The sequence below is a fragment of the Microbacterium oxydans genome, assembly GCF_026559675.1.
Lineage (GTDB): Bacteria > Actinomycetota > Actinomycetes > Actinomycetales > Microbacteriaceae > Microbacterium > Microbacterium oxydans_D.
The window spans coordinates 3294213-3306866 of record NZ_CP092891.1 but is presented as its reverse complement, the minus strand read 5'-3'; the positions used below and the strand labels follow the sequence as shown (position 1 = coordinate 3306866).

Below are 12654 nucleotides of genomic sequence, written 5' to 3'. Positions count from 1 at the left end.
CCGGACGCCGGCGTCACTCCTCGAGGCCGTGCTTCTTGGCGGTGCGGATCGGCGTCGTCACGGCGGCCTCGTCGCTGAACTCGATCGGGTCGACCTCGATCACACGGAGCGGGCGCGTCTCGTCGAGCGTGAGCAGGAAGCGGCGGTTCTCGTCGCGGCGGAGTCGTCCTGACGTCGCGACCCAGATCACACCGATCGCGCAGGCGACGAATCCGGCCGTGCCGCCGAGCATGATCGCGGCGCGCGGACCGAACGTGTCGGCCACCCAGCCGGCGATGGGAGCGCCCACCGGGGTCGAGCCCATGATGACGGCCATGTACAGCGCGAGGACGCGTCCGCGCAGCGCGGGATCCGTCGTGATCTGCACGTAGCCGTTCGCCGTGGTGAGCAGGGTCACGATCATGAAGCCGGTGAAGGTGAGGGTGACCGCGTAGGAGGCGTAGCTCGGCATGGCGGAGGAGATGAACGCCGCGATGCCGAATCCGCCCGCGGCGAGGATGACGACGCGCACGCGCGCCCGGTCCCGCCGTGCCGCGAGCAGGGCGCCGATGAGCGAGCCGATCGCGAGGACGGAGCTGAGCACGCCGTAGCCGTCGGCGCCGGCCCCGAACTCGAGGGCCATGGTCGACGCGAAGATCGGGAAGTTCATGCCGAACGCGCCGATCAGGAACACCGTCACGAACACGACCTTCAGGTCGCTGCGCCCCCACACGTAGCGGAACCCGGCGGCGAGCCCTCCGCGGTTGCGGCTCTTGATGCGCGGGGCGAGCAGGCTGCGCCGCATCAGGAGGAGCGCGAGGAGCATCGCGAGGAAGGTCGTCGCGTTGACGATGAACACCCAGCCGGAGCCGATCGCCACGATCAGCAGGCCGCCGACGGCCGGACCCACCATGCGGGCCAGGTTGAACGACGCCGAGTTGAGGGCGACCGCGTTGGACGTGTCGCCGGTGGAGACCATGTCGGACACGAAGGCCTGCCGTGCCGGGGCGTCGAAGGCGTTCACGATGCCGAAACCGAGCGCGAAGCCGAACATCATCGGCAGCGTCATCAGGTCGTTCAGCAGCAGCACGCCGACGGCGATGGCCAGCCCGAGCAGCGCCGACTGCGTGGCGAACAGGATGTGCCGTCGGTCGAAGCGGTCGGCCACCCAGCCCGTCATGCTCACCAGCACGAGGGGAGGGCCGAACTGCAGCGCCATGGTGACGCCCATCGCGGTGGCGTCGTTGTCGGTCAGCTCGGTGAGCACGACCCAGTCCTGAGCGGTGGCCTGCATCCACCCGCCGACGTTGGAGATCAGGGCGCCGGCGAACCAGATGCGGTAGTTGATGTTGGCGAAGGAGCGGAACATCGCGCTCATCGTTCCACCACCCTCCGCATCAGGGCGCTCGCTTCGCGGAGCGTGGTGAGCTCGTCCTCCGTGTAGTCGACCTCGCGCAGCATGTCGGCGAGCAGTTCGTCGCGGCGGCGGATCGTCTCGACGACGATCGAGACGCCGGCGTCGGTGATGTCGACCTGCACACGGCGGCGGTCGTCCTCATCGGGGGTGCGCGCGACGAAGCCCTGCTCCTCGAGGCCGTTGATCGTGCTGGTCATCGACGGGGCGGTCACCCGCTCGCGCTCGGCGAGGGTGGAGATCGTGCGGCGGCCGTTCATGCGCAGGTCGGCGAGCACCGCCAGCTGCGCATCGCTCATCGAGTCGGCGGCGCGTGCGCAGCGGAGTCGACGGGCCAGGCGGAAGGTGGCCATGCGCAGGTCTGTGGCGGTGAGGTGGAGGGATTCATCAGACGCAGACATTACTTAGTTAGCCTATCTAATTTTCGGAGGAGAGGGGAAGGGCCGCGAGGGGGCGGGAAGGGGGTCGGGCACAATGGAGGGGTGACCCGAACGCTTGCTCTCGAAATCGCCGTGCAGGATCCCGCCGGAGTGCGCATCGCCGCAGAGATCGGCGCCGCACGCGTCGAGCTCGCGACGGCCCTCGCTCTCGGCGGGCTGACCCCGTCGCCGGCGACGCTCGAACTCGCCGTCGAGGCGGCGGGCGCCGACGGGCCCGAGGTGCACGTGCTGATCCGCCCCCGTGCGGGCGGGTTCCACTACGACGAGGACGAACTCGCGGTCGCGGAACGCGACGTGCGGCGGGCGATCGCCGCGGGCGCCTCCGGCGTCGTCATCGGGGCGCTCGACGCCGAGGGTCGTCTCGACCTGTTCGCGATGGCCCGGCTGCGGGACGCCGCGGACGGCGCATCCGCCACGCTCCACCGTGCGATCGACGTGACCGCCGACCCGGTCGCGACGCTGCGCAGCGCCAGGGAGCTCGGACTCCGCCGCGTCCTCACCTCGGGCGGGGCCTCCGCCGCGATCGACGGCCTCGACACCCTCCGGTCGCTGGTCGCCGCGGCCGAGGGCGAGATCGAGATCATGGCCGGCAGCGGTGTCGACGTGTCGAGTGCCCCGGTGCTCGCCGCGGCCGGGGTCGATGCCCTGCACTTCTCGGCCAAGCGCGCCGTCACGGAAGAGGGCGGCGTGCGCATGGGCTCCGCCTCTGACGGGGTCGGCGGCTACGAGGTCACCGACCGCGACATCGCGTTCGCGATCCGGGATGCCGTCGCGCGGTAGCCGCCCGCCGCGCACGGTCGGTAGGCTCGCACCGTGATGGATACCCGCGAGTTCACCGACCACCACGGCGTCGCCATCGTCTATGACGTGCATCCGGCTGCGGGGACTCCCCGCGGAGTCGTGCAGCTCCTGCACGGCGTCGGCGAGCACGCCGGAAGATACGGAGCACTGATCGGCGCTCTCACCGAGGCCGGCTTCACCGTCTACGCCGACGACCACCGCGGTCACGGCCGCACCGGCATCCGCCAGCACGGCGGACCCGAGAAGCTCGGCCGTCTGGGCAAGGGCGGCCTGCGCGCGGCCGAGGACGCCGTCTGGCAGCTGACCGGCATCATCCGCGACGAGAACCCCGACCTGCCCCTCGTGCTCCTCGGGCATTCCTGGGGCTCGTTCCTGGCGCAGATGCTGGTCAACGACCACCCGGAGGCGTGGGATGCGGTGATCCTCTCCGGCTCCGCACTGCGGATGCCGGGTTCGCTCAACGCGGCGCCCCTGAACGCGCGGTGGGCCGGCGACGACGCGACCGGGTTCGAGTGGCTCAGCCGCGACCCCGCCGTGTGGACCTCCTTCGACGAGGATCCGCTGACCACCGACGAACCGCTGCTCAAGCTCTTCGGCCCGATCGAGGCCGCGCGACTCTACGGGCGCCCGGCCAAGGACCTGGGCCACGACATCCCGCTGCTCCTGCTCGTCGGACGCGACGACCCGGTGGGCGGCCCGCGCAGCGTGCACAAGCTCGCCGACGAGTACCGGAGCCGTTCCGGGCTGACGGACGTCACGACGCTGGTCTACCCGGACGCGCGTCACGAGATCTTCAACGAGCTGCAGCAGGACGAGGTGCGCGCCGACGTGCTGGCCTGGCTCGACAAGCACATCCCCGCGCGCTGAGACGCGCTCCCTCCCTCCCTCCCGGAGGCGCTGGTGTGACGCGGCGTTACGCGCGGTGAAGGCGTGTGACGCAGCGGCCTCGCGGCCCGGATGGCGCCCGTAGATTCGGGGCAACATTCCGCGCATGAGCGAGGAGAGCCCCGCGGTGCGGTGCCCTCGCAAGGGAGGACCCGCTCCGATGAGCTTCGTGAAGGACTGGCAGGACTGGCACGCCGCGCGCGAGCGCTATGCGGGCTCCGAGTACGGTCCGTCGGCGCTCGAGTCGACGAACTGGCTCATCACCGAGGCGGCCGCGGTCGACGGCATCCCCGGTCTCTGGGCGCTGACCGGCGACGGCGGCATCCGTGGCAGCGAGCTCGGGCAGGCGGGCTCCACCGTCACGCTGCGCGGCGGCGAGAGCATCCGGCTCGGTCGCCGCGAGCTGCGCGTGTTCGAACGGCACGGCACGCTCGCGCTGCGGGTGCTGAATCCGGCGCGTCCGCAGCGCGAGTGGTTCACCGCGATCGACGCCTACGCGCCCGATGAGCGCTGGCGCCTGCCCGCGATCTTCGAGGAGACGCCGGACGAGCAGATCGTGATCACGGCGGTCGACGGCGACGCGCGGGAGACGCCGGTCGCGGGACGCCTGCGGTTCGAGCTCGCCGGGTCGCCGCACACCCTGACGGTGACCAGGAACGGGCAGGGCGTGCTGAACGCGGTCTTCGCCGACGGCACGAACGGGCTCGAGACGTACCGGTTCCGCTTCCTCCCGGTGGACGAGCCGGCCGACGACGGCACCGCGGTCATCGACTTCAACCGGGCGTACCTGCCGCCGTGCGCGTTCTCGGACCAGTTCATCTGCCCGCTCCCGCCGCCCGGGAATCGGTACTCGACGCCGATCCGCGCCGGTGAGCGTGTGGTCGTGCTCGGCGGCTGACCCGCCGGATCGGCGCCCGCGCGGCTTAAGCTGGAACCGTGCACGGTGAATACAAGGTTCCAGGCGGAAAGCTCGTCGTCGTCGACCTCGAGATCGAGGACGACCGCATCGCCCGCTTCCGCCTCGCCGGCGACTTCTTCCTCGAGCCCGACTCGGCGCTCGACGACATCGACGCCGCGGTGAACGGCCTGCCGGCGGAGTCGGATGCCACGGCGATCGCGGCCGCGGTCCGCGGGGCGCTGCCCGACGGCGCCCAGCTGCTCGGCTTCTCGCCCGAGGCCGTCGGCACCGCCGTGCGCCGGGCCCTCGTGACCGCCCCGGGGTGGCGCGACTTCGACTGGGAGATCGTGCACGACAAGGCGGTCTCGCCGCGCATGAACCTTGCCCTCGACGAGGTGCTCACCTCGCGCGTCGGCGAGGGCCGTCGCCGCCCGACCCTGCGCATTTGGGAGTGGGACGAGTCCGCCGTCGTGATCGGGTCGTTCCAGTCCTACCGCAACGAGGTCGACCCGGAAGGGGCGGCCCGGCACGGGTTCGACGTGGTGCGCCGCATCTCCGGCGGCGGGGCGATGCTCATGGCCGCGGGGCAGATCATCACTTACTCGCTGTACGTGCCGGCCTCGCTGGTGGCGGGCATGACGTTCGCCGACTCCTACGCCTTCCTCGACGACTGGGTGCTGCAGGCGCTGCGCTCGCTCGGCATCGACGCGGTCTACCAGCCGCTCAACGACATCGCGAGCCCGACCGGCAAGATCGGCGGCGCCGCGCAGAAGCGCCTCGCCAACGGCGGAGTGCTGCACCACGCGACCCTGTCGTACGACATCGACGGTCAGATGATGACCGAGGTGCTGCGCATCGGACGCGAGAAGCTCAGCGACAAGGGCACCACCTCGGCGGCCAAGCGCGTCGACCCGCTGCGCACGCAGACCGGGCTCGAGCGCGCCGAGATCATCGAGCGCTTCAAGGACACCTTCCGGTCGCTGACCGACGCCGAGACCGGGACCGTCTCGGCTGATGAGTACGCCGATGCGGAGGCGCTGGTCGCGTCGAAGTTCGCCACCGAGGCGTGGCTGCATCGGGTGCCGTGACGGCGCCGGACACTGATCCTCGGACCGGAGCAGGCGACGCGGTCGAGTCGGATGCCGTGCCCGTGATCGCGCCGGTCGTGCCGGGGGCCGTCACGGTCATCGAGGGCGACAACCTCGCGGTCGCCGCGACGCTGCCCTCCGGTTCGTTCACCCTCGTGTACCTCGATCCCCCGTTCAACACCGGCCGCACGCAGGAGCGGCAGGTGGTGACCGCACGGCGGATGCTTGCGCCGGACGCGGAGCCCGCGCCGGAGGGGGAGTCTGCGCCGGAGCGGGAGTCTGCTGGCCCCGCGGCCGAGCCCGAGACCGAGGTGCGGCACGGGTTCCACGGACACGCGTACGAGCGCGTCCGTGGGATGCTGCGCGCCTATGACGACCGCTTCGACGACTACGGCGCGTTCCTGATGCCGCGGCTGGAGGAGGCCTGGCGGCTGCTCGCCGACGACGGGACGCTCTACCTGCACCTCGACTACCGGGAGGCGCACTACGCGAAGGTCATGCTCGACGCGGTGTTCGGGCGCGACTGCTTCCTCAACGAGCTGATCTGGGCGTACGACTACGGTGCGAAGTCGCGGCGCCGCTGGCCCACCAAGCACGACACGATCCTGGTCTACGTGAAGAACCCGCGGGAGTACGTGTTCGATTCCGAGGCGGTCGACCGCGAGCCGTACATGGCGCCCGGGCTCGTGACCGCGGAGAAGGCGGCGCGCGGCAAGCTGCCGACCGACGTGTGGTGGCACACGATCGTGCCCACGACCGGGCGGGAGAAGACCGGCTACCCCACGCAGAAGCCCGAGGGCATCCTGCGCCGCATCGTGGCCGCGTCCAGCCGTCCGGGGGATCGGGTGCTCGACCTCTTCGCGGGCAGCGGTACGACCGGGGCCGTCGCCTCGGCGCTCGGTCGCGACGCCGTGCTCGTCGACGACAACCCCGAGGCCGTCCGGGTGATGCGGGCGCGGATGCCGCACGCCGTGGCGAAGACGCTCGACTGAGCCGCTCCCACGGCCTCGGTCCTCCCGCGGGTCTCGCGAGACGGAGCGTCCGTCAGTCCGGGCGTCCGTCAGTCCGAGCGTCCGTCAGTCGGGGCGCAGCAGCACCAGGAACTGCTCGATCTCGGCGACCATGTCGAGCGACGGATCGAGCATCCACGCGGCCTGGAGTCCGTCGGCCAGTGCGTGCAGCGTGCGCACGACCCAGGCGGGGTCGACGTCGGCCCGGATCCGGCCGGCCTCCTGGTCCTCCACGACCTGGGCGCGGGTGAGGGCCTCGACCCGCTCGGTGCGTTCGCGGAAGTAGGTGTGCGCGGGGTGCGCGGGGTCGCCCGCCTCGGCGGCGAGCTGCGCGTACAGCTGCACGAGTCCGGGGACGGAGGCGTTGTGGCGCATCACCGCGAGGAAGGCCGCGGAGGCGTCTTCGCCCGCGTACTCCTGCTCGTCGCGGTCGTCTCGGGCGCGGAGGATCGCGACGAACAGCTCCTCCTTCGAGCCGAAGTAGTGCAGGAGCCCCGCGGGGCTGAGGCCCGCGGCATCGGCGATCTCGCGGACGGAGGCCTTGCGGTATCCGTGCTCGGCGACGACGGTGAGGGCGGCCTGGAGGATCTCCTCGCGCTTGGCGACGCCCTTCGCGTATGCCCCTCGTGTCGCCATGGCACCAGGGTATCCGTCACGGCCAGATCACGAAAACCAAACAACGTTCGTGAATGGCTTGCGAGGACGGCGAGTCATCTGTCAGCATGTCGGATGAATACCGAACAGCGTTTGGTATTAACCCGATTCCGCTCAACGAGGAGCCGACATGTCACTTCCCCCTCTCGACCCGGCGACCGAGATCGCCGCCACCGGGGTCATCGCCACCGAACCACCGGCCGCGGGCGAACCCGCCGCCAGCCCGCCGGCGAACAAGCGCCTCCTGCCGAGCATGCTCATCGCGGGTCTCACGCTGTTCGCGAGCTACGCCGGCCTGCTCGGCATCCTGCTCCCCACCCAGATCCAGGTGATCTTCGGAGAGGAAGGCCAAGAGGCCAACCTCGCGATCGTCACCACGGTGTCGTTCATCTTCACGCTCTTCGCCCAGCCGCTCGCCGGCGCCCTCAGCGACCGCACCCGCTCCCGCCTCGGTCGGCGCGCACCGTGGATGCTCGCAGGGTCGCTCATCGGCGGCATCCTGCTGCTGGGGATGGGGTCGTTGACCCAGCTCGTCTGGATCACGGTGTTCTGGGTCGTCATCCAGGTCGCCCTGAACTTCCTCCAGGCACCGCTGACCACGATCACCGCCGACCGCTTCCCGCGCTCGAAGCGCGGCGGAGCGAGCGCGATGCTCGGCATCGGCATGCAGGTCGGCGGGATGATCGGCGTGATGATCGCGAGCGCCCTCGCCGCGCAGTTCGGTGTCGCGTACTCCGTGTTCGGCGTCGTCGTGATCGTCTCGACCGTGCTCTTCGTCGTCGTCAACCGCGACTGGTCGTCGAAGAATGCGGCCGTCGAGCCGTTCGCGTGGGGTGCGTTCTTCAAGGGGTTCTGGGTGAACCCGCGCAAGCACCCCGACTTCGCGTGGGCGTTCGCCGCGCGCTTCCTGCTGATCCTGGGCTATTTCGTCGTCTCGACCTATCAGCTCTACATGCTGCAGAAGTACATCGGCCTCTCGCTTCCCGAGGCGCAGGGCGCGGTGCTCACCCTGACCCTCGTGGCGTTCGTGCCGACGCTGCTCGCGATCGGGGTGTCCGGCTGGTGGAGCGACAAGGTCGGCCGCCGCAAGGTCTTCATCTACGTGTCCTCCGTCATCATGGCCATCGGCTTCGTGATGCCGCTGGTCATGCCGAACATGACGGGGATGATCGTGATGAGCGTCATCAACGGCATCGGCTTCGGCGTCTACATGGCGGTGGATGCGGCGCTCATGACCGAGGTGCTGCCGAACGCGAGCGGGGCGGCGGCGAAGGACCTCGGCATCCTCAACGTGGCCACGAACATCCCGCAGGCGATGAGTCCGTCGATCGCGCTGCTGATCATCAGCACGATGGGCGGCTACGCGATGCTGTTCGTCTTCGCGATCGTGTTCGTGATCCTCGCCGCCATCGCGACCGCGCCGATCAAGGGAGTGCGCTGATGACCAGGAACGACCAGGAGAATGCTGTGATGACCGATACCGACTTCGACACGACCGCCGACTTCGTCGAGGTGGCCACCGCCGCCGGAACCGTGCGCGGCCGCTGGCGTCCGACCACGGGAGGGCGAGGGAATCCGCGGTCGGCGGCCTTCCTCGGCATCCCGTTCGCCGAGGCTCCGGTCGGCCCGCTGCGCTTCCAGGCTCCCGTGCCGAAGGCGCCGTGGACGGGAGTGCGCGACGCGCTCGAGTTCGCCGCCACGGCGCAGCGCGGAGACCCCGGCGTGACGCTCATCCCCGAGCCGAGCGTCGAGGGCGACTCCACGCTCAACGTGAACGTCTTCACGCCGGACCCCGTCCGCGCCGAGCAGGGGACCGGTCTCCCGGTGCTCGTCTGGATCCACGGCGGCGGGTACTTCGCCGGCTCTCCGGCGAGCCCCTGGTACGACGGCCGCAACTTCAACCGCGACGGTGTCGTGACCGTGTCGCTCTCGTACCGCCTGGGCTTCGACGGCTTCGGATGGATCGAGGATGCTCCCTCCAACCGCGGCGTGCGCGACTGGCTGCTGGCGCTGGAGTGGGTGCAGCAGAACATCGCCGAGTTCGGCGGCGACCCCTCGCGGGTCACGATCGCCGGGCAGTCCGCCGGCGGTGGTGCCGTGCTGACCCTGCTCGGCATGGAGAAGGCGCAGCACCTGTTCCACGGTGTCCATGCGATCTCGGGCGCCCTCGCCGATGTGTCCCCCGCACGGGCCGAGGCGTTCGGGCGCGGACTCGCCGCCGCGGCGGGGGTCTCGCCGACCGTCGCCGGGTTCTTCTCCCTGACGGAGGAGCGCATCCTCGAGCTGCAGAAGAAGGCGACCGAGCTCGGGCCGAACTCCCTCGGGAGCGTCGTCGAAGACGGTCTTCCCCTGGGCCCGGCGGTCGACGGCGACCTGCTGCCGCGTCCCACGCGGGAGTCGCTCTCCGCCGGAGTCGGGGCCGACAAGCCGCTCGTCCTCGGGGCGACCGACGACGAGTTCACGATGGTGTTCTCGGGCTCCGAGAAGAAGCTGCGCTGGGTGCCGCGGTCGCTCCTGCTGAACAAGCTCGGGTTGCCGAAGAGCGTGCGGAAGGCGTATCTCGCCGCGAACGCCGACATCGCCGGGCTGGGCAACGCCAGGGTCGGCGGTCGACTGCTGACCGACCGGATGTTCCGCTCCGCGCTGCTGAAGGTCGTGGCCGACCGCGGCACCGCGCCCACCTGGCTGTACCGGTTCTCGTGGCCGTCCGGGCACTTCGGCTTCGCCGAGCACTGCCTCGACGTGCCGTTCTTCTTCGACTGCCTCGACGGACCGTCGATCGAGCCGCTCGCGGGCGCGAACCCGCCGCAGGAGCTGGCCGACGAGGTGCACGGCGCCGCGGTCGCTTTCATCGCCGGGGGCGACCCCGGCTGGCCGCGCCATCAGGGGGCGAAGGGCATCGCGCGGGTCTACGACGTGCCGACGCGTGACGTCGCCGACGCCTACGCGTCCGTGCGCCCGCTGCTGGGATCTGTGTCGTGACCACGGCGTTCGCGGACGGGAACGAGACCCGGCCGGTGGCTGTGCTGCGCCCTCGATGGATGCTGTGGACCGCGGTGGGGCTGCTCGCGGTGTTCGCGGCTCTCGCCGTCGGCGTGGTGGTCGCCCCGGAGGCGCCGTGGTCGCAGGGGCTCGACGATCTGTGGCGCAGCGGCATCGGCGTGGGGCCCGAGTCGACGCTCCCCGGCTTCGCGGTAGCGCAGATGTTCCAGCACCTCGGGCAGCTGCCCGGTGCGGTGCTCATGATGCTCCTGCTCCCGCTCGCGCTGGTGCTGATCGGGCGCTGGCGCTCCGCGCTGTTCGTGCTCGCCGTGCAGCTCGCCGGTCCCGGACTCCTGTCGCAGCTCACGAAGAACCTCGTCGACCGGCCGCGTCCGGCCGAGGGCACGGCGACGGGGCTCTTCGGGCCGCTCGTGCAGGTCGATCACGGGTCCTTCCCGTCCGGCCACTCGGTGAGCATGGCGGCGCTCGTCCTCACGGTGCTCGCGCTCATCCCGGCCTCCGCGGTCTGGGTGCGCAGGATCTGGATCGTGCTCGGCGTGCTCCTCGCGGTCGGCATGGTGTGGCAGCGCACGCTCATCAACGCGCACTGGTTCACCGACACGTGTGCGGGGCTGATCGGCGGGGCCGCGGTGGCGCTGCTGCTGTGGTGGGCGTTCCTGCCGTGGTTGCGACGCGATCAGGAGCGCCGGGTGTGGTTCCTGCGGACCCGTGCGCGTCAGGCGACGTAGACCTTCCGCAGGGTCTCGGTGACGGTCCAGGTGGTGCGCATGCCCTCGGCGAGGCGCACCACCGAGCCGGGGCCGACCTCGAGGTCGGGCAGGCCGGACGAGGCGAACGCGATCGTGGCGCGGCCGGACAGCACGACGAACACCTCGTCGGCCTCGGTGTCGGTCGCGGTGCCGGGCGTCATCTCCCAGATGCCCACCTCGATGCCGCCGAGCGTCGCCAGCTCGTGCACGGCGGTCGTGGGCGCGCCGGCGAGCACCTCGTCCGCCGGCAGCGGCTCGTGTGCGAGGACGAGCGCGCCGGCATCCACTCCGGCCCCCGCGGCGAGGCCGATCACGAGTCGAAGCCCATGCCGACGGCGTCGAGCGTCTTGAGGAAGAGGTTGCGCCTGCCCTCGTTGTGGTCGGCCCGGTTCATGGCCGCGCGCACGAGGTTGACGCCGATCGAGGCCGCGGGCTCGGGCGGGAACGGGATCGGCTTCTCGCGCACCATCCGCAGCTCGGTGCGCTCGGTCTCCTCGCCGGACAGCTTGTCCAGCATGACGTCGGCCGCGAAGCGCGCAGCCCCCACGCCCAGTCCGGTGAACCCCGTCGCATAGGCCACGCGCCCCTTGCGCGCGGTGCCGAAGAACGCGCAGAAGCGGCTGGACGAGTCGATCGCCCCGGCCCAGCGGTGCGTGAAGCGCAGGCCCTCCAGCTGCGGGAACGTCGTGAAGAAGTGGGAGGCGAGCTTGCGGTGGCTCTCGATGCGGTCCTCGTACTCCGCACGCACCTTGCCGCCGAAGTGGTAGATCGCGTCGTAGCCGCCGAACAGGATGCGGTTGTCGCCGGTGAGTCGGTAGTAGTGGAACTGGTTCGCGCTGTCGGCGAGGCCCTGACGGTTCGACCAGCCGATCGATGCCAGCTGCTCGTCCGAGAGCGGCTCGGTCATCAGCACGTAGTCGTACACCGGCACCGTCATCAGGCGGTTGCGCTTGAGGAGCGACGGGAACACGTTCGTGCCGAGGGCCACGGCATCCGCGATCACTCGGCCGTTGGCGGTGACCAGCGTGATCGGACCGGACCCGTCACCCTCGATGCCGCGGACCAGGCTGTGCTCGTGGATCTCGACGCCCAGGTCGGCGGCCACGCGGGCGAGTTCCAGGCCGAGCTTGGCGGGGTGCACCATCGCGCAGCCCTCGCGGTCCCAGTCGCCCGCGAGGAACGTCTCCGAATGAACCTCGGCCTGCACCGCCTCCTGGTCGAGGAAGCCCGGCTCGTCGCGGTACCACTCCACCTGGTGCGGCTCGACGGCCACAGCCAGCTGGCCCGTGCGCTCGAACTCCGCATCCATGCCGTAGCGTGCGACGGTCTCCTCGATGCCGTCGAGGTTCGCGTGGCCGAGCTCCTCGAGGTGATCGATCTCCTCCGGCCACCGGTTCACGCCGTTCTCGTGTCCGTGCGTGAGGCTCGACTCGCAGAAGCCGCCGTTGCGGCCGGATGCCGCCCAGGCGATGCGCGAGGCCTCCAGCAGCACGACGCGACGCTCCGGGTCGCGCTCCTTGGCGCGCACGGCTGTCCAGAGGCCGGCGTATCCGCCGCCGACGATGGCGAGGTCGGCGCGCACGGTGCCGTTCAGGGGCGGGTGCGTCGGCCGATCGACGTCGTCGAGCCAGAACACGCGGAGCGCGGTGCCCCGCAGCGAATCGTCGATGACGGACTGCGGCGGCTGCCGGCGTTCGAAGACGGTGGTGCCCATGTTCACTCCGATGTGAGCG

The 12654-nt window shown here is 70.8% G+C and carries 13 protein-coding genes; 8 read left to right on the top strand and 5 right to left on the bottom strand.

Features of this window, described 5'->3' with window-relative positions; genetic code table 11:
* Window positions 1-13: 13 nt before the first annotated feature.
* Complete coding sequence (locus MME74_RS15970; protein WP_267418602.1) at window positions 14-1348, bottom strand: MFS transporter; 1335 nt, start codon at window positions 1346-1348, stop codon at window positions 14-16.
* 5 nt (window positions 1349-1353) lie between these two features.
* Window positions 1354-1794: a MarR family winged helix-turn-helix transcriptional regulator gene (locus MME74_RS15965; RefSeq protein ID WP_267416059.1), complete on the bottom strand. Its 441-nt coding sequence runs from the start codon at window positions 1792-1794 to the stop codon at window positions 1354-1356.
* Between the two features lie 81 nt (window positions 1795-1875).
* On the opposite strand from MME74_RS15965, the gene MME74_RS15960 reads away from it, so the two are divergent.
* The 5 genes from MME74_RS15960 to MME74_RS15940 all read left to right on the top strand — a co-directional run bounded on the left by MME74_RS15960 (window position 1876) and on the right by MME74_RS15940 (window position 6497).
* The gene (locus MME74_RS15960; RefSeq protein ID WP_267416058.1) at window positions 1876-2613 is read left to right on the top strand and encodes a copper homeostasis protein CutC; all 738 of its coding nucleotides are present in this window, start codon (window positions 1876-1878) and stop codon (window positions 2611-2613) included.
* Window positions 2614-2649: 36 nt separating this feature from the next.
* The gene (locus MME74_RS15955) at window positions 2650-3501 is read left to right on the top strand and encodes an alpha/beta fold hydrolase (protein WP_267418601.1); all 852 of its coding nucleotides are present in this window, start codon (window positions 2650-2652) and stop codon (window positions 3499-3501) included.
* 178 nt (window positions 3502-3679) lie between these two features.
* Window positions 3680-4417: a DUF1684 domain-containing protein gene (locus tag MME74_RS15950; protein WP_267416057.1), complete on the top strand. Its 738-nt coding sequence runs from the start codon at window positions 3680-3682 to the stop codon at window positions 4415-4417.
* A 38-nt stretch (window positions 4418-4455) separates the two neighbouring features.
* Window positions 4456-5505 (top strand): lipoate--protein ligase family protein, encoded by a 1050-nt coding sequence (locus MME74_RS15945; protein WP_267416056.1) that lies wholly within the window; start codon window positions 4456-4458, stop codon window positions 5503-5505.
* Complete coding sequence (locus tag MME74_RS15940; protein WP_416383323.1) at window positions 5484-6497, top strand: DNA-methyltransferase; 1014 nt, start codon at window positions 5484-5486, stop codon at window positions 6495-6497. The genes MME74_RS15945 and MME74_RS15940 overlap by 22 nt, the downstream gene beginning before the upstream one ends.
* An 84-nt stretch (window positions 6498-6581) precedes the next feature.
* Here the strand turns inward: MME74_RS15940 and MME74_RS15935 are convergent, their stop codons facing one another.
* Window positions 6582-7151: a TetR/AcrR family transcriptional regulator gene (locus MME74_RS15935; RefSeq protein WP_267416055.1), complete on the bottom strand. Its 570-nt coding sequence runs from the start codon at window positions 7149-7151 to the stop codon at window positions 6582-6584.
* A 148-nt stretch (window positions 7152-7299) separates the two neighbouring features.
* On the opposite strand from MME74_RS15935, the gene MME74_RS15930 reads away from it, so the two are divergent.
* From MME74_RS15930 to MME74_RS15920, 3 genes are read left to right on the top strand one after another with little or no spacing between them, the layout of a single operon-like run.
* Window positions 7300-8610, top strand: a complete 1311-nt coding sequence (locus MME74_RS15930) for an MFS transporter (protein WP_267416053.1) — start codon at window positions 7300-7302, stop codon at window positions 8608-8610.
* A 29-nt stretch (window positions 8611-8639) separates the two neighbouring features.
* The gene (locus MME74_RS15925) at window positions 8640-10151 is read left to right on the top strand and encodes a carboxylesterase/lipase family protein (protein WP_267416051.1); all 1512 of its coding nucleotides are present in this window, start codon (window positions 8640-8642) and stop codon (window positions 10149-10151) included.
* Window positions 10148-10900, top strand: coding sequence for a phosphatase PAP2 family protein (locus MME74_RS15920; protein ID WP_267416050.1), 753 nt, complete (start codon window positions 10148-10150; stop codon window positions 10898-10900). The genes MME74_RS15925 and MME74_RS15920 overlap by 4 nt, the downstream gene beginning before the upstream one ends.
* Here MME74_RS15920 and MME74_RS15915 read toward each other — a convergent pair.
* Together MME74_RS15915 and MME74_RS15910 are read right to left on the bottom strand one after the other, a co-directional pair.
* On the bottom strand, window positions 10888-11235 hold the full coding sequence (locus MME74_RS15915) for a cupin domain-containing protein (RefSeq protein WP_267416049.1): 348 nt from the start codon (window positions 11233-11235) through the stop codon (window positions 10888-10890). The two genes, MME74_RS15920 and MME74_RS15915, sit on opposite strands and share 13 nt — an antisense overlap.
* Window positions 11232-12635 carry an NAD(P)/FAD-dependent oxidoreductase gene (locus MME74_RS15910; protein WP_267416048.1) on the bottom strand — a complete coding sequence of 468 codons (1404 nt, stop codon included), beginning with the start codon at window positions 12633-12635 and terminating at the stop codon, window positions 11232-11234. The genes MME74_RS15915 and MME74_RS15910 overlap by 4 nt, the downstream gene beginning before the upstream one ends.
* Window positions 12636-12654 lie beyond the last annotated feature (19 nt).

Coding starts and splice junctions, on each gene's coding strand:
- MME74_RS15925 (WP_267416051.1), top strand. CDS start 8,640: ATGACCGATACCGACTTCGACACGACCGCCGACTTCGTCGAGGTGGCC.
- MME74_RS15970 (WP_267418602.1), bottom strand. CDS start 1,348: ATGTTCCGCTCCTTCGCCAACATCAACTACCGCATCTGGTTCGCCGGC.
- MME74_RS15955 (WP_267418601.1), top strand. CDS start 2,650: ATGGATACCCGCGAGTTCACCGACCACCACGGCGTCGCCATCGTCTAT.
- MME74_RS15950 (WP_267416057.1), top strand. CDS start 3,680: ATGAGCTTCGTGAAGGACTGGCAGGACTGGCACGCCGCGCGCGAGCGC.
- MME74_RS15910 (WP_267416048.1), bottom strand. CDS start 12,635: ATGGGCACCACCGTCTTCGAACGCCGGCAGCCGCCGCAGTCCGTCATC.
- MME74_RS15930 (WP_267416053.1), top strand. CDS start 7,300: ATGTCACTTCCCCCTCTCGACCCGGCGACCGAGATCGCCGCCACCGGG.
- MME74_RS15935 (WP_267416055.1), bottom strand. CDS start 7,151: ATGGCGACACGAGGGGCATACGCGAAGGGCGTCGCCAAGCGCGAGGAG.
- MME74_RS15965 (WP_267416059.1), bottom strand. CDS start 1,794: ATGTCTGCGTCTGATGAATCCCTCCACCTCACCGCCACAGACCTGCGC.